The 19,352-nt window shown below is 44.5% G+C and carries 19 protein-coding genes and 1 other RNA gene; 14 read left to right on the forward strand and 6 right to left on the reverse strand.

Features of this window, described 5'->3' with window-relative positions; translation table 11 throughout:
* Positions 1–7 precede the first annotated feature (7 nt).
* From H0913_RS15430 to dagF, 10 genes are all read left to right on the forward strand, one after another.
* Positions 8–715: a pirin family protein gene (locus H0913_RS15430; protein ID WP_181477558.1), complete on the forward strand. Its 708-nt coding sequence runs from the start codon at positions 8–10 to the stop codon at positions 713–715.
* A gap of 188 nt (positions 716–903) precedes the next feature.
* Positions 904–2,841: a BglG family transcription antiterminator gene (locus H0913_RS15435; RefSeq protein ID WP_181477559.1), complete on the forward strand. Its 1,938-nt coding sequence runs from the start codon at positions 904–906 to the stop codon at positions 2,839–2,841.
* A 482-nt stretch (positions 2,842–3,323) separates the two neighbouring features.
* Complete coding sequence (locus tag H0913_RS15440) at positions 3,324–3,662, forward strand: transcriptional antiterminator (RefSeq protein WP_154603428.1); 339 nt, start codon at positions 3,324–3,326, stop codon at positions 3,660–3,662.
* Positions 3,663–3,720: 58 nt separating this feature from the next.
* Positions 3,721–4,086 (forward strand): SFCGS family glycine-rich protein, encoded by a 366-nt coding sequence (locus H0913_RS15445; RefSeq protein ID WP_036956157.1) that lies wholly within the window; start codon positions 3,721–3,723, stop codon positions 4,084–4,086.
* Positions 4,086–4,382, forward strand: a complete 297-nt coding sequence (locus H0913_RS15450; protein ID WP_006659132.1) for a DUF4312 family protein — start codon at positions 4,086–4,088, stop codon at positions 4,380–4,382. Before H0913_RS15445 ends, H0913_RS15450 begins: the two co-directional genes overlap by 1 nt.
* Positions 4,383–4,408: 26 nt before the next feature.
* Positions 4,409–5,200 carry a DUF4311 domain-containing protein gene (locus tag H0913_RS15455; RefSeq protein ID WP_004258184.1) on the forward strand — a complete coding sequence of 264 codons (792 nt, stop codon included), beginning with the start codon at positions 4,409–4,411 and terminating at the stop codon, positions 5,198–5,200.
* Positions 5,201–5,202: 2 nt separating this feature from the next.
* Positions 5,203–5,853 carry a DUF4310 family protein gene (locus H0913_RS15460; protein ID WP_036956154.1) on the forward strand — a complete coding sequence of 217 codons (651 nt, stop codon included), beginning with the start codon at positions 5,203–5,205 and terminating at the stop codon, positions 5,851–5,853.
* A 52-nt stretch (positions 5,854–5,905) separates the two neighbouring features.
* Positions 5,906–7,045 (forward strand): amidohydrolase/deacetylase family metallohydrolase, encoded by a 1,140-nt coding sequence (locus H0913_RS15465; protein ID WP_181477560.1) that lies wholly within the window; start codon positions 5,906–5,908, stop codon positions 7,043–7,045.
* Positions 7,029–8,141, forward strand: a complete 1,113-nt coding sequence (locus H0913_RS15470) for a DgaE family pyridoxal phosphate-dependent ammonia lyase (protein WP_181477561.1) — start codon at positions 7,029–7,031, stop codon at positions 8,139–8,141. The genes H0913_RS15465 and H0913_RS15470 overlap by 17 nt, the downstream gene beginning before the upstream one ends.
* A 1-nt stretch (position 8,142) precedes the next feature.
* Entirely contained in the window at positions 8,143–8,883 is a 741-nt protein-coding gene (dagF, locus tag H0913_RS15475) for a 2-dehydro-3-deoxy-phosphogluconate aldolase (RefSeq protein ID WP_181477562.1), read from the forward strand.
* Between the two features lie 133 nt (positions 8,884–9,016).
* Here the strand turns inward: dagF and H0913_RS15480 are convergent, their stop codons facing one another.
* The 3 genes from H0913_RS15480 to rsmI form a co-directional block, all read right to left on the reverse strand.
* Complete coding sequence (locus H0913_RS15480; RefSeq protein ID WP_154603432.1) at positions 9,017–10,087, reverse strand: 4Fe-4S binding protein; 1,071 nt, start codon at positions 10,085–10,087, stop codon at positions 9,017–9,019.
* A 523-nt stretch (positions 10,088–10,610) separates the two neighbouring features.
* Positions 10,611–10,984, reverse strand: an RNA gene (gene rnpB / locus H0913_RS15485) — RNase P RNA component class A.
* A gap of 83 nt (positions 10,985–11,067) precedes the next feature.
* Positions 11,068–11,940, reverse strand: a complete 873-nt coding sequence (gene rsmI / locus H0913_RS15490; RefSeq protein WP_036956141.1) for a 16S rRNA (cytidine(1402)-2'-O)-methyltransferase — start codon at positions 11,938–11,940, stop codon at positions 11,068–11,070.
* Positions 11,941–12,001: 61 nt separating this feature from the next.
* On the opposite strand from rsmI, the gene H0913_RS15495 reads away from it, so the two are divergent.
* Genes H0913_RS15495 through dolP form a run of 4 tightly spaced genes read left to right on the forward strand, consistent with a single transcriptional unit; the run spans position 12,002 to position 15,292 of the window.
* Positions 12,002–13,681 carry a penicillin-binding protein activator gene (locus H0913_RS15495; protein WP_181477563.1) on the forward strand — a complete coding sequence of 560 codons (1,680 nt, stop codon included), beginning with the start codon at positions 12,002–12,004 and terminating at the stop codon, positions 13,679–13,681.
* Positions 13,682–13,729: 48 nt separating this feature from the next.
* Positions 13,730–14,116: a YraN family protein gene (locus H0913_RS15500; protein WP_154638792.1), complete on the forward strand. Its 387-nt coding sequence runs from the start codon at positions 13,730–13,732 to the stop codon at positions 14,114–14,116.
* Positions 14,117–14,707, forward strand: a complete 591-nt coding sequence (gene diaA / locus H0913_RS15505; RefSeq protein ID WP_006659121.1) for a DnaA initiator-associating protein DiaA — start codon at positions 14,117–14,119, stop codon at positions 14,705–14,707.
* A gap of 9 nt (positions 14,708–14,716) precedes the next feature.
* Positions 14,717–15,292, forward strand: a complete 576-nt coding sequence (dolP, locus tag H0913_RS15510) for a division/outer membrane stress-associated lipid-binding lipoprotein (protein WP_036956134.1) — start codon at positions 14,717–14,719, stop codon at positions 15,290–15,292.
* A 63-nt stretch (positions 15,293–15,355) separates the two neighbouring features.
* Here the strand turns inward: dolP and mtgA are convergent, their stop codons facing one another.
* The 3 genes from mtgA to arcB form a co-directional block, all read right to left on the reverse strand.
* The gene (gene mtgA, locus H0913_RS15515) at positions 15,356–16,078 is read right to left on the reverse strand and encodes a monofunctional biosynthetic peptidoglycan transglycosylase (protein WP_154638793.1); all 723 of its coding nucleotides are present in this window, start codon (positions 16,076–16,078) and stop codon (positions 15,356–15,358) included.
* An 8-nt stretch (positions 16,079–16,086) separates the two neighbouring features.
* Complete coding sequence (elbB, locus tag H0913_RS15520; protein WP_181477564.1) at positions 16,087–16,737, reverse strand: isoprenoid biosynthesis glyoxalase ElbB; 651 nt, start codon at positions 16,735–16,737, stop codon at positions 16,087–16,089.
* Positions 16,738–16,967: 230 nt separating this feature from the next.
* A complete protein-coding gene (gene arcB / locus H0913_RS15525; protein WP_154603440.1) occupies positions 16,968–19,313 on the reverse strand; it encodes an aerobic respiration two-component sensor histidine kinase ArcB in 2,346 nt (781 codons plus the stop codon).
* Positions 19,314–19,352 lie beyond the last annotated feature (39 nt).

Raw genomic sequence — 19,352 nt, forward strand, 5'->3', positions numbered from 1 at the left:
AACCATTATGATGAAATTAAGATCAGTTAACCATTGTGGGAAAGCAGACTACGGTTGGTTACAGGCACGCTATACTTTTTCGTTTGGTCACTATTTTGATCCAGACTTAATGGGCTTTAAAACCCTAAAAGTGCTAAATCAAGAAGTGCTTGCGCCAGATAATGCTTTTCAACCAAGAGTTTATCCTCATGTTGATATTGTGAACATCATCCTGCAAGGTCAAGCTGAATACCGCGATAACGTAGGTAATACCGTCAGTGCCAAAGCGGGGGAATGCGTCAGTTTTTCGCCTCGTCCTGACCTGAGCTACAGTGAACACAATATCAGTGAGACAACACCATTAACACGGCTTCAGTTGTGGCTAAATGCGTGCCCACAACAGGAATCTATGCCTCCCCAAAAGTTGGCATTAGCGGAGAAAGATAACAAGCTTATCGCATCACCCGATGGGGATGATGATAGCCTACAACTTCGCCAAAAAATTTGGATAAGCCAGATTTATCTTGAGCCTAATGAGTCGAAAACCCTCGTATTACGAGGTAAAAGTGCCTACCTGCAATCCATTCATGGTGGTTTACAGGTTAGCGGGAAAGAATCGCAATCTTTATCAATGAGCTGTAACGATGGCTTATTTATCCAAGATGAAAATTCCCTAACGCTCACCAGCGACCGAGCATTTAGAGGTTTGTTAATTGATTTAGGTGAATCGTTTTAATTCTATTCAGGGGCGGAAAAAGTGAATTTAATCCGTAGATCGCGCAAAATTTGCGAATAGATTCGCAAATTTCATCATTTCTATTTCCGCAATCCTGATACCACTGTGTTAGAGTCCAGCCATAAGACAGTTAAAAAACCATCAGTTTTTAACTCCGAACTTTATTTTTTGATTTTAAAGGGGTTCTTGTGGCTTTATTCATTTTGCAGCGACACAATCAAATTTTCTCTCGGATCCTCAATGAGGTTGTCCCTCAAGATGAATTAGCGAAACAGTTTTCCGTTTCCACCCGCACCATTCGCTCAGATATCAATGAAATCAACGAATTAATTAAAGATCATAGCGCTCATATTGTGTATGAGCGCGGGCGGGGGTATCGATTAAAAATCGAAAATGATGAGATTTTTTCTACATTTACCAAACTTAATGATAAAAACAGCCAAATCCCACGCACCAGCAAAGAGCGTATTGATGCCCTATTGCTCAAGCTGCTAATGCTGTCCCTACCCGTCAAGCTCGATGATATTGCCGAAGAGTGGTTTGTTAGCCGCAGTACCATTCAGCAAGATATGGGAGCTGTTCGTGAACATCTTCATCGCTATCAAGTTCAACTGGAAAGCATTCCCCATCAAGGGATCCGCTTAAATGGCAGCGAGTGGGCTATTCGTGCTTGCATGACTGAAGCACTCTGGCGGCAGTTTAGCGAGCAAATCACTCCCGACCTCGCCACATTCACGCCGGAAAGTCTGGATAATCTCGATTTAACCTACATTGATAAAGTGGTTCATAACAGCTTGAATCGCTTTGATATTCGCATCAGCAATGAAGGCCATCTTTATCTTGTATTTAACTGTGCCGTCACCATTTTACGTATTACCCGCGGCCATGAACTCACTGCCAGCGTCAACAACGAAGAATTAGAAGAAGTCATTACTCAAGCCTGTGATGAAATTTCTAAAGGGCTAATTTACTTCCTTGGCAATGATTTATCCCCAGCTGAATTGAGCTTTTTGCACGACCAAATCATCGCACAGCGTATCAGTAACCAACACGCATCAACACAGAAGCATAATCATCACAATGAGTTATCTGAATATATCTTAAATTATATCAACGAGTTGTATAACTATGATTTGCGGAATGATGAAAAGCTAAAGAAAGATCTGAATACCCATCTTTCAGCCTTAATGACTCGCCTTCAATACCATATTTCCACCCCAAACCCGCTGCTTTCAGACATTAAACAGTATTATCCGTTTGCTTATGATGTCACGTTAAGCGCCTTAACCAGTGCCAGTAAGCAGCTGCTTCCACATCCCATTAATGAAGATGAACTGGGTTACTTAGCGGTACACATTGGGGTTAGCCTTGAACGAAATTATGGGGCAGGCTCCGCACGCCAGACGGAAGTGTTAGTGGTCACGGATGCAGGTAACTCCACCTTTCGCGTGGTGGAATCCAAAATTATGCGTGAATTTCCACAGCTCAAATTTAGCCGAGGGCTAACACTGCAAGAGTATGAATCGTTGGATGAAGTCGCAGAAGACTTTGTGATCACCACAGTACGGATCTCAGAGAAAAATAAACCCGTTATTAAAATTGCGCCCTTTCCAACCCCCTACCAGCTCGAACAAGTGGGTCGCTTAGCGATGGTGGATCAGACCCGTCCCTATATTATTGAGCGCTTCTTCGATGAACGTTTCTTTATGGTTATCAATGAAAAAATTAGCCAAGAGACGCTATTCAAAACTGTCTGCCAGAAACTGCAACTAGAAGGCTATGTCACCGCAGATTTTTATCCGTCATTACAAGAGCGTGAATCCATTGTCTCGACATTGCTGGGTGAAGGGATCGCCCTTCCTCACTCTTTAGGGTTACTCGCCAATAAAACCGTGGTAACGACCATCCTTGCCCCGCAAGGCATCGAGTGGAACAAAGAGACCAAAGAGAACGCCTATGTGATTTTCTTATTGGCAATCAGCAAAACTGACTATGAAGAAGCGATGGCGATTTATGATTTATTTGTCACCTTCGTCAAAGAGAAAACCACCCGCCGCCTTGTGAATGTCAAAAATTTCAATGAGTTCCAAGCTATCGCCAAAGATAGTCTCGCGCGAATTTTGTAGTTTCCTTTTATTTCCACCTCCTTGTGGAAAAAGGGAGGTGAGGACTATTTACGTGATCCTAACCACAACTCCACCAAATGATTTTTAGTCCAAATTGTCCACTTCATGCATAAACCAACGTAAGTGGAAGTGAAGATTTCCACTCTATATAGATTTCCACAAATTCATTTCCACTTTTATTTATTAACCTGAGAGCTATTTCCACTATCTCCAAAATATCTTTAATAGGTTGAAATATAATAAATTTATTATATTACTCATTATCCAGTCATCCCAAATCACCCTCTTAATGTGTTAGTTTTTCCAGTTAGCTTCCTCTTAGATCGAAAATTAACCGCCGCCCTTCCAGTTTCACTTCCAAAATATTTCCACTTTGAACTGGAAATTCCCTGTCTGCAAAATTATTCAAGAAGCGATTAAGGTATTAGTCATGAAGAAAAAAGTGATTTGATTTGAAATATTACCTTGGATTTTAAACAGTTATGAATGAATCAGTTGTAGTTTTCAAAATGTTAGAAGACGACCTTGATATCCATCAGGTCACACAAGAACTGCTAGCAGTGATTACTGACTGGCTCAAACTGGAGGGTTGCTATACCACGGATGTACAGCAACAAATGCTGGAGTCTCATCTACGTGCCATGGTCGCTCGAGCCAAAACCGGTGAAGCCTTACCGGAAGTGGATATCAGTTTGTTTGATGAAATCTCGGACCACTCCATTGCATTAGCGCAACGCGTTGTCGATACCTTGCCAGGGCTTGCGCCAGAAGAGACTTATTTGCTCTCCGTTCACTTTGAAGTTGCCCGTTCTAATGATTAATTTTTAGCACCTTATTTTTAGCACTCTATTTTTAGCATTCGGTCTTGGAGAATATTTTATGAAACAGATAGTTATTGTTATCGGCGATCGTTTAGGTAAAGGGCAAAAAGTGGCTGCAGGCGTTGAAGCTGCCGGCGGAAAAGCCATCGTTGTTCCCGGTGTCGCTGCTGACATGAAACTGGGGGATGTGATGAACCAAGAACAAGCTGATCTTGGCATTTCATTCTGTGGTAGCGGTGGTGCAGGCGCCATTACAGCTCAAACCAAATATGGCTACAAAGCGCGTTATGGGATGCGTTCGATTGAAGAGGGAGAAACCGCGATTGCTGAAGGTTGCAATGTTTTAGGTTTCGGTTTTATGGACAAGGAAGAGTTAGGCGAGCGCTTAGTTAAAGCTTTTAATAAAAAATACGGCAACGCTTAATGAAAAAATCTATCGAAACGACCGTACGGGTGACAGGGCAAGGCGACACAAAGCAAAAAGCGATTGCTGACGCCTTAAATTCGATTCAAAAAACCGTACTTAAGAACAGCACCGACATCATTCTGCGGATAGAACCCAAGGATGTTGAGGTTGTTAGTGCTCACTCTCATTCGCGGACAGAAAAGTTTCTCTTTCTCTTTTTGCCACGCAAACGTGAACATTTTCGCGTTGTTCTCGACGTTTCGCTGGATGTTACCTTACTTTCTGTCAACGAAATTCCATTTACAGAACAATAAAAGCAATCAGGTCTGGAGTAAATTCCATGAGTGAAACTGCATCTTTCTTAGAAATATTGGGCATGTCCCTCATTATCGGCGGTCTCTGCGGCTTTGGTTTAGGCGCAGGGGCGGCACGTATGTTCCACGCGCCAACCGTTCAAGGTATGGGTGCATTCCGTACCCTTGGTGAGTTAAACGCGTGTGAGGGCGACCCCGCATCACACTTCTCGTTCGGTTTAGGATTCTTCTTCAACGCATGGGCATCATCGGTCGCTGCGGGTGCCTTCACCCAAGACGTTGACCACCGCATCATCCCTAACTGGGGTGCCGCTGCTCTATTAACTAAAAACCGCAGCGTGGCAGATACCCTGCATAACCCGAAAAAAATGGCGATTGCCTGTGCCATTATCGGGGCATTAGTGGTCGCCTTCTTAAATACCACGGCGTCCGCGGTACCAGCCGCGCTACAAACCACCGCGATCAACGTACTGGTTCCTGCTGCTAACTTACTGGTTAACACCGTGATGCCCGTTATTTTCTGGTTAGCCGCGATGGACGCAGGTCGTCGTTCCGGTTTCTGGGCAACCTTATTTGGTGGTTGCGCCCAATTAATCATGGGTAACGCTATCCCAGGTTTAGTGTTAGGGATCTTGATTGGTAAAGGCGTAGATGACAATGGCTGGAACCGTATCACTCGTACCATGATGATCACCGTTGTTCTGCTGTTCGTTCTCAGTGGCTTCTTCCGTGAGTTTGACCTGAAGATGATCACCTCTTTCAACTTAGACAAACCACTGTGGCTTGAATATGTCCACGGACTGCTGAGCGGGAAATAATCATGACAACTGAAATCAATAAACAAGACTTTTGGTACGCGGAATGGTCTTTCCCTATCTTTGTTGGGCTGTTATCTGCAGGGATCTTCGCAGGTACCCATATGTACGTCGTGTACGGGTTCGGCGCATTTAACGAAGTGGCTTTCGTCGCTATGTTACGCGCTGGGCTAGATACAGGGGTTTACGGTGCCGTCGCCGCCTTCGGTGCAAGCTTCCTGTTTGCGCGGATTATCGAAGGGTCATTAGTGGGGATTTTAGATATCGGTGGCGCACTGCAAACCGGTATTGGTTTAGGAGTTCCCGCACTCTTTTTAGCCGCAGGCTGGGATATTTTAGTCACCAACTTCTGGATTTCCCTGATCACTGGCTTATTCCTTGGGGTACTTATCGGCTTAATTATCGTGTTCGCCCGTAAGTTTACCATTGCACAAGCGAACTCAACATTTGGTGCGGACGTCATGATGGGCGCAGGTAACACGTCAGGTCGTTTCTTGGGTCCATTGATTATCCTTGCCGCAATGGCCGCGTCTATTCCGATTGGTATTGGCGCACTAATTGGCTCACTGATTTTCTATGTATGGCAAAAACCAGTCGCCGGGGGCGCTATCTTAGGTGCGATGTTGTTTGGGTATTTCTTCCCACTCGCCGCCTAATTAGCATTCCTCCCCCCATACCAATTGGGAGGAGGTAACAAAGAGAGACGTTATGTACACCTTAATAATCAAACAGGGCAAACGTATCGATGGTTCAATCATCGATATTCTAATCAAAGACGGAAAAATCGAAGCTGCAGGTCCTGAGCTTTCCCACAATCAGCACGCTGAGAAAATCATTGATCTTGAAGGTAAGCTGTATGTTAGCGCTGGATGGATTGATTCTCACGCCCACTGTTTTGCCGAGTCGCCGATTTACTTCGATGAACCTGATCTCGCTGGTGCCGCTGGCGGTGTCACTTCACTGGTTGATGCGGGCAGTGTGGGCGCTGATGATATTGACAGGTTTTATCGGCTCACCACTCAATCCAAAACTAATGTCTTCTCTCTGCTAAATATTTCACGCATTGGCATTATTGCTCAGAATGAGCTGTCCAACATGGACAATATCGACGATGCGAGTTTTCAAGCCGCACTTGAGCGCCATCCCGGCTTTGTGGTGGGCATGAAAGCGCGTATGAGCAAAAGTGTAGTTGGTGAGAATGGTATTGCGCCTTTGGTTAAAGCCAAGGAGATGCAGAAAAAACACCATCTTCCATTAATGGTACACATTGGAAATAACCCGCCAAATATTGATGAAGTCGCCGACTTACTCACCCGTGGGGACATCATTACCCACTGTTTTAATGGCAAACCGAATAAAATTTTAGGGGATGATGGCTACCTAAAACCATCTATTGCCCGCGCCCTCGCCCGTGGCGTGCTCCTCGATGTGGGTCACGGCGGTGAAAGCTTTAGCTTCAAAGTCGCAGAGCAAGCCATGCGAATTGGCACCTATCCAGACATTATCAGCTCAGACATCTATCACCGTAACCGTGTGAATGGCCCTGTTTATAGCCTTGCATTCGTGATGACGAAATTCCTGTGTATGGGCTTTAGCGCCGAACAAATTTTACGCTGTGTCACTGAGAAAGCCGCGGATTTACTGTCGCTTCCAGCTAAAGGTTATTTAAGACCAGGCTTTGATGCTGACATCACGCTATTTGACCTCAAAGAAGAGGCAACCGAGCTGACGGATGCCGACGGCGAGCATCGCATCGGTACCCATCGTTTTGTTCCTGTTGCTGCCATCGTTGGTGGAAAGCACATTATTCCTGCACAAGGCGAATCTGAACATGCAATCAATCTATGAAAAATATCAGTTAAAACACGTTATTAATGCCTCCGGTCGTATGACTATTTTAGGCGTTTCGACCCCAACACCTGAAGTGGTCGAGCGCGTAGCGTATGGGCTGAACCATTATTTTGAAATTAAAGACTTAGTAAACAAAACTGGGGAGTACATCGCTCAACTGCTCAATGTTGAAGCTGCGGTTGTGGTTTCCTGCGCCTCTGCGGGTATTGCTCAAGCGGTGGCGGCGGTGATTGTGCAAGATGATGAGGATTTACTGCTTAACTTGCACTCCTCCAGCAAATCCGTTCCTCGCGAAATTATTTTGCCAAAAGGGCATAACGTGAACTTTGGCGCTCCCGTGGACACGATGGTCACGTTAGGTGGCGGTAAAGTGGTTGAAGCCGGTTTTGCGAATGAATGTAGTGCTGCGCAGCTAGCGGCAAAAATCACCCCGCAAACCGCCGCCATTTTGTATATCAAATCCCACCATACGGTACAAAAGAGCATGTTAACCGTGGCTGAAGCGGCCAAAGTGGCGCATGCCCACCAGCTTCCGTTGATCGTGGATGCGGCCGCGGAAGAAGATTTAACTGCCTATTACCAAGCGGGTGGCGACCTTGTGATTTACAGTGGCGCCAAAGCAATTGAAGGGCCGACCAGCGGCTTGGTTGTTGGTAAAAAACAGTATGTTGAATGGGTTAAACGCCAATCTCAAGGTATTGGCCGAGCCATGAAAGTGGGTAAAGAAGGCATTTTGGGCTTAACACTGGCTATCGAGCAGTACCTCACCGCCACCAAAGAAACTGGGGCACAGATGGTTAGCCGTATGGATAAATTCCTTAAAGATTTAAATGCGATAGCCGGTATTTCAGCCCGTATTGTTTGGGATGCCGCTGGGCGTGATATCGCCAGAGCCGAGATCAGTTTCGATGAAAAAGCGATTGGCAAAACCACTTACCAAATCATGGATGAGCTGAAGCAAGGCAATACCGCGATTTATTTTCGTGAGTACAAAGCCAATGAAGGAAAGGTTGAGGCCGATATTCGCAGCGTCAGTACTGAGCAACTTGACGTCATTTCGCAGCAAATTCGTACGCTAGTAGAAGGAATTTAACATGAAGTTGTCACCAAATTTTTACCATGACCGTGTGTGCCTGAACGTCCTAGCAGGGAGCCATCAAAACGCAAAAGATATTTATGCCGCGGCGGAGAGTTTTGTGGTTGTTGGAGTGTTATCCAAGAATTACCCTGATCTTGAAAGTGCCATTGCGGATATGAAGGTGTACGCCAAAGAAGTGGATAATGCGTTGTCTGTTGGTTTAGGTGCCGGCGACCCTAAGCAGTCCACCATGGTGTCTCTGATTTCAAAAGAAGTTCAACCTCAGCATGTGAATCAAGTGTTTACGGGCGCACCGATTAGCCGCGCGCTACTGGGTCAGAATGAAACGTTTGTGAATGCGTTGATTTCCCCAACGGGTACAGTGGGAATGGTGAAAATTTCAACAGGCCCATTAAGTGCTCAAGCGCCCGATGGTATCGTGCCGATTGAAACCGCCATTATGATGCTCAAAGATATGGGCGCAGATTCTGTGAAGTTCTTTAATATGCAGGGCTTGAAGTACATTGAGGAATACAAAGCTATCGTAGAAGCTTGCGCGAAGTTTGATTTTTCTTTAGAGCCAACGGGCGGTATTGATTTAGAAAATTTCGCCGAGATCCTGCAAATCGCCCTCGACGCTGGCGTGAAGAAAATCATCCCGCATATTTACAGTTCTATTATCGACAAAACTACTGGTGATACCCGCCCAGAGGATGTCCGCCAATTGCTAAACATGGTTAAAAACGCGGTAAATTGATGTGGTAATAAGCTGCACATAAGAAAATAAATATTAGCGAGACGTTAAAGTACTTACCGCCATAACCATGACAAAGCAACCAATGCCTCACTCACTTTTGTGCCGTGGGGCATTTTTAGTTTTTAATTTTGAATCAATGACCTATTCCTTTGGCATTCGGTATGATATGAAACCAGTAGTTATCCGGTACAGGGCTATCCCAAACACCTAGGTAAGCCGCAACCGCGATAGTGGCGAATAAAATACCTAGGGTCAAAATGGCCATCATCATTCCCGATAACGGAATTTGGCGTTTTTTAGTCGGCGCTTGTAATGAGAAAGTCAATGTTGACGCCACTGGACAAGATTCAACGCACGTCATGCATCCCGTACATTCTACTGTTCTGACATTGATTAATTGATCAACAGGAATACGTGATGGGCAATTTTTGGCACATTTTCCGCAATCAATGCAGCTTTCTACATTACGACGAATTTTAACGGGTGAGAATAGAGAAAATATCCCTAGCAATGCACCATAAGGGCAGAGATAACGACACCACGCGTTACGAATAAACAGGCTAGCGACGACAAGAACAGAAACCGTGATGAGTGAGGCGCTACTAATATAGCGAAAGAAATCCAGCATTTTGACATCGATGATGATCCCATAAGGCGACATCATAAAGTATTGGATCATTTGCGCCGGCATGGAGAGCGAGATATAGAGGAAGAAAGCTAACAGTAGGTATTTTAATCCTCTTAAGGGAATATCGAGCCATTTAGGTACGTTGATTTGGAAACGAAACAGTTTCTGCCCTATTTTCCCGATATATTCCGATATTGTGCCTATCGGGCACAGCCACGAGCAAAAGGATTTTTTCAGCAGTAAGCTAATGATAATAAAAGAAACTAAGAGAAACATTGCTGCCGCATGGATGGGAGGCAATCCACCCGTTTCAATGGTGTATTTTAAGTTCATTAACCCCGCTATAGGCAGCCAGCCTTCGATACCTCCCGGACGAGGAAGATGGAACGTCGCACCGCCCGTTTCGTAATAGCGCACCCAGTAATAGAAGGTAATGCCGATATAAATATTGATCGCCAAAAGCGTGATTTGCACGACTTTCCGCCATGTCGAGGCGTTGCGCCAATCATTCCAAGGGAGTTTTCCGCCAACGGTTCCCGGACGACGTGGGTATCGTACTGAGGGTTTCTTTGCCATGTCCGCCTATCTCTTTAACATGCATTTCAAATACCATTATTGTATTTAAGTCCCCAGCACTCGTATTGATTTGCATCACTGCCTTGCGATGTTGACGGTGGATATGGCGTGTTGATAGGAAGATAAGTAAATAGAAGGTAGTCAATGAAAAATAATAAACTCAGATTTTTTCTAAATAATTTGAGTGAAGCTAACGCCGTTACACCACTAAATATGACGAAAAAATTTTTTCTAAATAATTCGAGGTGTGCCAAGGCGGCAAAATGAGGAAATCCCTAGGAGCATACACAAGTATGTGACTAGGGTTGACGAGTGAAGCCAACGCAGTCACAACTTGAAGTATGACGAAAAAAAACAGCTCTAAATAGTTCGGCTTGTAGGTAGGCGGCAAACGAGGATATCCCTAGAAGCATACACAAGTATGTGACTAGGGTAGCTGAGAGTAGCCAACACCCCTACAGGTCGAAATATGACGAGTAATAAAAAAGGTCTATAGCGAACGCTATAGACCTTTTCTATTTATCTGTGGAGTTGGTCGGTAAGCCGGGTTCTGTCGTGGACAACCATTCATCTAGGCCAGCACTTGCGCACTGGCTCCAGCAACCTACCCGAGTTCAATGCGGGCCGCACCATATGAACCCCTATTTGGTCTTGCTCCGGGTGGAGTTTACCATGCCACGAACTGTTGCCAGTCGCGCGGTGCGCTCTTACCGCACCCTTTCACCCTTACCTGATCCTGTAAACAGGCCATCGGCGGTTTGCTCTCTGTTGCACTTGTCGTAGGCTCGCGCCTCCCAGACGTTATCTGGCACCCTGCCCTATGGAGCCCGGACTTTCCTCCCCTCTACCCGTCTCCCGAAGGGACTACGATAAAGCAGCGGTTGTCTGACCAACTCCGCGGCGAATTATAGGCACTTTACACTAGCTTGTACAGACTCAATGACAGGCAAATTACGTCAAAACGGGCACTTGGACAAAAATCACTCGCCGTCTTGCTGGTCTAGCATTAATTTGTAGAGCTGGTTTTTCTTCAGACCATAAATTTCTGCGGTGATCGCGGCCGCTTTTTTCGGTGGCAACTCTTTTTGCAGTAGACCCAACGTACGAATAACATCTGGCGTAATCGCCGATTCATCCGTTTGTGGCTTATACCCTTCCACAATGAGTACCATTTCACCGCGATGACGGTTTTCGTCTTCTTTTACCCATTCAAGTAATTCACCAACTGGGCGCCCTTCAATCGACTCCCAGGTTTTGGTCAATTCACGGGCTAAAACTACTCGGCGCTCTGGCCCCCACACTTCCACCATGTCTGCTAAACTGTCTAACAAGCGATGAGTGGATTCATAGAAAATAAGTGTTCGAGTCTCTTGTTCTAAGGATTGCAAAACATCTTTGCGTCCCTTAGTTTTTGCAGGTAAGAATCCTTCATAACAGAAACGGTCTGAAGGTAAACCCGCTGCGGACAAGGCGGTGATGGCCGCACAAGCGCCCGGTAATGGGACAACGCGGATCCCTGCTTCACGGCAGCGATTGACTAAGTGATAGCCAGGATCATTAATTAAAGGTGTACCTGCATCCGAGACTAATGCGATACTATCCCCTTGTTGAAGCTTGCTAATTAATTGATCTGCTTTTTGCTGCTCGTTATGATCATGTAGCGCAAACATGCGCGCATTGATGGCAAAATTCTGTAAGAGAATGCCTGAGTGCCTTGTGTCTTCCGCAGCAATTAGGTCAACATGTTTAAGCACATCTAACGCGCGTTGCGTGATATCTCCCATGTTACCAATTGGGGTTGGCACGATGTACAGCGTAGATGCCATAACCACTGCTTGATTAGGTTGATTCATTGTTTCATCCGAATAGCCGGTTTAAAATTAAGCAATTGAAAAATACACCATTGGATACAGTATGCGTCCTTCAATTTTTTTGCATTTGAAAAAAAGATTAATCTGCACTGCGATGTTGTCCACGTTGGCATTAACAGGGTGCCAAATCGAATCATCGACAACCTCGACAACAACCCAGCAGCCTAGCGTTTCTGATGCCAGCCATTACCAGTCCGTTATCGATGCCGCTCAAGGCAAACCATCAATGGATGTCCTGCGTGCTTTTATCAGCCAAGAACCTCTGCTAACCGATCCCGCACAACATCAAGCGAATATTGATTCTCTGTGGCAGATGTTAACACAGATGAAGCCAGAACAGATTCAAGGAATCGAAGCTGACGAAAATATTCTACTGGGCTGGGTCGACCTTCTGGATATCTACCAAAATAATAAAGATGACCCAGAAGCACTACGTACTGGCATCGAAGACTGGAAAACTCGCTACCCACATAATCCGGGCGCCAAAAATCTGCCAAGCGCATTAGTTCAAGGAACCGTCACCAAAGTCGGTGCTAATCCACGTATTGCGCTATTTTTACCGATGAGCGGACAGGGGCAAGTCTTTGGTCAAGCCATCATGCAAGGCTTCCTTGATGCACAAAAAGGTTTACCTTCAGGCCCTGCATCTCAAGCTGCCGCAGCACCGACTGCGCCACAAAGCTCCGGTAATGATGTGCTAGACCAGATTTACCAAGAAGTAGCTGCGACGGTTAATGAAAATGCCAATTCTGAAGTTGCTGCATCCAGCGTGCGCATTGATGCAACGCCAACCAATACCCAAAGCGTTAAAGTCTTTGATACCCAAGGTAAAGCGATCCCTCAGTTAGTCGCTCAAGCCACTTCTGAAGGGTATAACTTAATTGTTGGACCTCTACTAAAATCAGAGGTGCAAGCTATTGCTCAAATGAATGCACCCGTCAATGTACTGGCACTGAATGAATTAGACGCTAATCAATTACAGCCGCGTGCAAATTTATGTTATTTCTCTTTATCCCCTGAAGATGAAGCGAAAAATGCCGCTAACCAAATGAAATTAGACGGTAAGCAGATGCCGTTAGTGTTAGTGCCTGCATCCCCATTTGGTGATCGCATCGCAAAAGCGTTTGCCGAAGAGTGGCAAGCAAAAGGCGGTGGCACTGCACTGATGCAAACATTCGGTTCTACTGCATCTTTAAAAGAATCAATCAACCGTGGTCAAGGGATCCGCATGACGGGTACCCCGATCAGTGTCGATACCCAAGGGATGGCACCAACCAGTGGCGGTGTTGATGCGGTTTATATCGTGGCAACACGCGATGAATTAACCCTCGTCAAACCGATGATTGATATGGCAATCAGTTCCCGTCAACGCCCTGCTTTATATGCCAGTTCGCGCAGTAACCAAGGGAACTCAAATGCCGATTATCGTTTCGAAATGGAAGGCGTGAAATTCAGTGAAGTTCCATTACTTGCTGGTGCAAACAACAACTTACGCAAACAAGCTCAGGGCAAAGTGAATAACGATTATTCGCTGTTCCGCCTGTATGCGATGGGTATTGATGCATGGTCACTGGCGAATAACTACGATAACTTGCAGCAACACAGTGGCCAATTCCGTGTTAACGGTGCATCTGGTACGCTAAGTGTGCATGATAACTGTGTTATTTATCGTGAATTGCCGTGGCTGCAATTCAAGCAAGGGCAAGTAAAGCCTGCGCAATAAATTAAACGAGGTCGCTTTATTGCTGCCTATTTTTCAGACAAGGATGTCATGAAAACCATTAAAAAATCATTAAAATGGTTGACTGGTCGATATTACGAAAACCAAGCGCTCTCCTATTTAAAGCAGCAAGGGCTCGCTTTTGTCGCACGCAATGTTCGAAATCGTGCGGGAGAAATCGATTTGATCATGCGAGATAAATCAGGCTGGGTATTCGTAGAGGTTCGTTTTCGCAAGAATAGTGATTACGGAGACGCACTTTTATCAGTAAACTGGCACAAACGCAGAAAAATATTGTCCACCGCACAATATTGGCTTGCTCAACGACAAGAAAGTTTTGAAACAACACCCTGCCGCTTTGATATCTGTGCAATCACCGGCAAGCAATTTCAGTGGATTCAAAACGCATTTAATCTTAGTGAACAGGAATATAAGTAAGTGCTAGATAGAATAAAAGTTTGCTTTACTGAAAGCATCCAAACTCAAATTGCCGCAGCAGAAGCCCTGCCCGATGCAATTTCTCGTGCTGCTATGATGATGGTGCAGTCACTGCTTAATGGTAATAAAATTTTGTGTTGTGGCAATGGCGCATCCGCAGCAACAGCACAGCGTTTTGCGGCGAGCATGATCCACCGTTTTGAAACCGAGCGCCCAAGTTTACCCGCCCTCGCGCTAAATACGGATAATACCGTGCTCACCGCGATTTCAGGAAGCAAGCAACCAACTGAAATTTATGCAAAACAAGTTCGAGCGCTAGGCCAGCATGGCGATGTATTAATGGCTATCTCAACCCATGGTAACAGTGCCGATATTATTAAAGCCGTAGAAGCTGCAGTAACGCGCGATATGACTATTGTCGCACTTACTGGCTATGATGGTGGTGAGTTAGCGGGTCTTTTAGGGCCACAGGATGTTGAAATTCGCATTCCATCCCAGCATAGTGTCAGAATTCAAGAGGTACACTTACTCACAGTGAATTGTCTGTGTGACCTTATCGATAACACGCTCTTTCCTCATCAGAACGACTAAGGAGACAAAATGCGATTACTTCCGATTTTTGCCATAGTGTTTAGCGCGGTTCTTTTACAAGGCTGTATTGGTGCGGCTGTTGTGGGTACTGCCGCAGTAGCCACCAAAAGCGCTACAGACCCTCGTTCTGTTGGTCAACAAGTTGATGATGGCACATTAGAAGCCCGAGTCAGTGGTCAACTTAACAAAGACAAAGATATCACCAGTAAAGCCCGTATTATTGCAACGGCGTATAAAGGTAATGTCTTGTTAACTGGACAATCTCCCGATATGTCATGGGCAGATAAAGCCAAACAAATCGCCAGTAACGTCGATGGTACAGAAAAAGTGTATAACGAGGTTCGACAAGGTCAGCCTGTTGATTTAGGTACCGCGTCAAAAGACACTTGGTTAACCACCAAAGTAAAATCTAAGATTTTAGCCAGTGACGAAGTGAAGTCCGGCAGCGTTAAAGTCATCACTGAGAATGGTGAAGTCTTCTTATTAGGAGTCCTTACTCAGCAAGAAGGTGCTGCGGCGGCAAAAATTGCCAGTGAAACGGATGGCGTTCGTCGCGTAACGACGGCATTTACTTATCTCAATTGATTATAATTAGTAACCTATTGTTACAAAGAGCCAAGCCATGAAGTCAAATTCATGGCTTTTTTCTTATTCCTCACCTATACCGTTATTTTTCAGATAATTCCTATCTCCTAATAAGCTCATCTGATTAAGTATCCACGCCTGCCTTTTCAAAACATATGAAGATGGATTTTTCACATGGAATCGATGAGGATTAGGTAAAACAGCTGCTAAAAGTGCAGCTTCCTGCCTGGAAAGCTTGCTGGCAGGTTTATTAAAGAATTTATTTGAAGCCTCTTCAACGCCAAAAACCCCCTCTCCAAACTCTGCAATATTAAGATAAACAGTAATGATCCGAGTTTTTGACCACATCAACTCCATAATTGGTGTCATTGCTGTCTCAAGCCCTTTTCTTACCCAGCTTCTTCCATCCCATAACCATAAGTTTTTTACCGTTTGCTGAGAGATTGTTGATGCCCCTCTAACTGTCTGTTTATTACTCGAATTATGTTTATATGCTCGCTCAATTGCATCAAGATCAAATCCCCAATGATGAGGAAAATTTTGATCTTCAGAAGCAATGACAGCGAGATAAAGATAGGGAGAAATCTGTTTTTCACTCACCCAAGTCGAATGAGAAACATAAGAAAAATTAAAGTTTACCCATGCAGAGAGCTGCCTTTCGACCATCACTGCAGAAAAGGGAACAGGGATAAATTTGAAGATCACAACCGACACTAGCCAGAGGGCAAGTAATGAAAGTGTGATCTTCTTTAACCAATACCACAAGCGAGAAACAAACTTTTGCATTGAGTTAATTACGCCATTTCTAATACTTTCTCAACCAACTTATTGATACCTATATTTGCCTCAGCAATGGATTGAGCCAGCATATAAGCAGGTGTTGTAACAACTTTGTTATATTCATCAACCACAATGTTATCAACCGTGCAAACAACATGCTGCCCACCCATCTTTTCAATTTGGGCAATCGTTTCAGTATCATTGCCAATCGTCAATTTCACTGATATATTTAACATCTTCGGTAGCATGACAGGAGCAATACACATCAGCCCTAGCGGCTTTTTCTGATGGTGCATTGCCTGTACTAAACTTAATAGTTGTTTATTAATTTCACATTCGCTTCCTTTTACCGCAAAATCGCATAAATTTTTTGCCACACCAAAACCACCAGGAATTATAAGGGCATCTAGCTTAGAGGCATCTGCTGATGACAAAGGCGCTATTTTCCCACGAGAAATACGTGCAGACTCTTCCATTTGGTTACGCTTTTCTGTTTTTAACTCACCATTAATATGATTAATTACAGTAGCTTGATATTCATCTGGTGCATAAAAGTGAACTTCTGCGTTATTTTTACTTAAAGCAAGCATAGTTAATACTGATTCATGGATCTCGCTTCCATCAAAAACACCACAGCCACTTAAAATTACCGCAATTGATTTCATATCTTCGTCCTTTTGTAGTAAATTACTCCCCAGAGCGAAAGCAGACAAACATCAATCTTCATCACAGATTTTAATGAATCTTGTAACAGGTTCGATAAATTTTGGTATCTTGATAACGTCTGAGTCGTGACAAATGTATTTTAATGATTCGCCTAAGATAAAAATTATAAGCGAATCAATGATTTCCCTGGTGTTGGCGCAGTATTCGCGCACCCCAACTTAGGTTGGGGTTATTTTTTTGTGCGGCCATCCACCCAGTTTCTTAATGTTTCTATATCTGATTTCCAATCCTGTTTTAACTCATCAACCCACTCTTGCACATTGTCCCACCATGCTGGTAATTCAGGGGATTGGATCTGCTGAGCGAGTTTCTGTAAATTTTTCAGTCCCACTGAACCCGCGGCACCTTTAATTTTGTGAGCTTCCTCAACAATTCCCTTCTGATCTTTAGCCACCATATTGGAATCGAGAATCGCTAAATAGCCCGGTAGCATTTTTTCAAATACCTCTAAGCCGTCATAAATTAGTTTTGGTCCAACTAATTCAATGTATTGCTCTAACATTTCACAATCTAAAATTGACTCATCAACTTCTGCCATATCCACTTGCTCCTCATGCTTGTCATTTGAAGATGCATTCTCGCCCCAGAATTGCTCAATCACTTGAGTGAGCGCAGGAACCGATAATGGTTTGCTCAGAACACCGTCCATTCCCGCATCAAAGTACTCTTTCTTATCTTTGAGGACATTCGCGGTCAAGGCGATTAATGGTGGTAAATCATCCTTATCATACTGTTGTTTAAGCTGTTTAGAGATATCTAACCCCGTCATATCAGGAAGTTGGATATCCAGTAGAACTAAGTCGTATTCCCCAGGTGCGAACATCTCTAACGCGTCCTTACCTGTCATTGCGACATCAACCGTGTTACCAAGGTTTTCTAGCACAGAACACGCCACAACCACATTTAGTTCAATATCTTCTACTAGTAAGATATGGAGCGCTGGTAATGGATAATCATCTTCGTGCTGTTGCTGCTCTTCGATTTCAGCCTCAACTTCAGGGGCTATAATCGACAATGTAAATGTTGAACCATGCCCAATATCGCTTTCCACGCGAATATCGCCCCCCATACTTTGTGCTAACCTACGGGATACAGAAAGCCCAATCCCCGTTCCCGTTGCAGGACGTCCACCAGCGGAATCGCGAACTTGATAATACATAGCAAAGATTTTATCTAATTCATCTTTAGGAATACCGATGCCGCTATCTTTGACTTGGAAAAATAGCTTGTCATCCGCTTCACGCCAGATGCTCAATTTAACTTCACCTTTTTGAGTGAATTTCACCGCATTACCGATTAAGTTCCACAGAATTTGGCGTAAACGCGTGCCATCCGTCAGAATAGTTTTCGGTAAACCGTGTGCGACATCCATAACAAACTTCAAGCCTTTCGGCTGAACCAGTAGCCCGCTTAAGTTTTCTAAATCGTTCACAAACTCGGGCAATGTCACAGGTTGGTTATCCAATTGGACTTTGCGACGCTCGATTTTGTCCATTTCAATTACATCATTAAAAATATTGCCTAAGGTGACGGCACTGACGTGAATGGTTTTTAAATAGCTCGATTGTTCTTTGGTAAGCTTGGTATCCAGTAAAATACGGCTAAGCCCCACAATGCCATTAAGCGGCGTACGAAGCTCGTGGCTGATAGTAGAGATAAAGGTGGTCTTCTCTCTACTAGCGTTCTCTAACGCCTCCTGGTAGCGCTTACGCTCGGTAATATCACGCCCGAACCCCATTAGCCCGTGGCGTTTCCCTACGCGGTCATAAAATGGCACTTTTCGCAGCTCAAAACAGGCTTTTCTCCCATCAGGGTAAACTAGCCACTGCTCATAGGTTAATGCCACATTGTGTCTGAAAACTTTCTCGTCCGTTTCCATTACTTTTGCGGCAATTTCTTCATCATAAATGTCCAGTGGCGTTAAACCGACTAGCTGTTTTTCACTCTTACCAGTGAGCAGCTCCATTGCACGGTTACAACCAGAAAATTCATTGTTTTCATTACGATAATAAACAAGGTCAGGGGAGGCATCGAGGAATGAACGCAGTAAAACAGATTGCTGTTCGAACTCAATTTGAGTCTGTTCTCGGTATTTCATTTCTTGTTTGAGTTGCTCTAACAACTCAAGATGGGCACTTTCGGCTTTTTCACGCTCTAAAATTTCTAAGTTAAGTTGCTCAATATTGCCTTGAAGCTGAGTATTCAGTTCCGCATCACGCTTTCGCATCACTTCGAGCTTATCAACCATGCGCGTTAAACGCTGGCGAGATTCTTCTAATTGTTCTACCACCACCGAAAGAAAATAAACTGCTAATGGCGTAATAATTAAGCCAAAGAAAATGGAGCCGACCATATCGAGGCTATCGACTTGTCCTCGAAGAAAAATCGCTACCGCCATTTGCATTATCATGGCAAGCACAACTAACGCTGACGCGAGAAGCAAAGAGAAACGCACTAAGCCTAGCTTCATCATCAGGTCAACATAGTATTGTGCAAGACCGCGAAGTACTTTCATAACCACCCCTTAGTTAAATTCTCACTGAATCATATATCA

This window comes from Providencia rettgeri (assembly GCF_013702265.1).
GTDB lineage: Bacteria > Pseudomonadota > Gammaproteobacteria > Enterobacterales > Enterobacteriaceae > Providencia > Providencia zhijiangensis.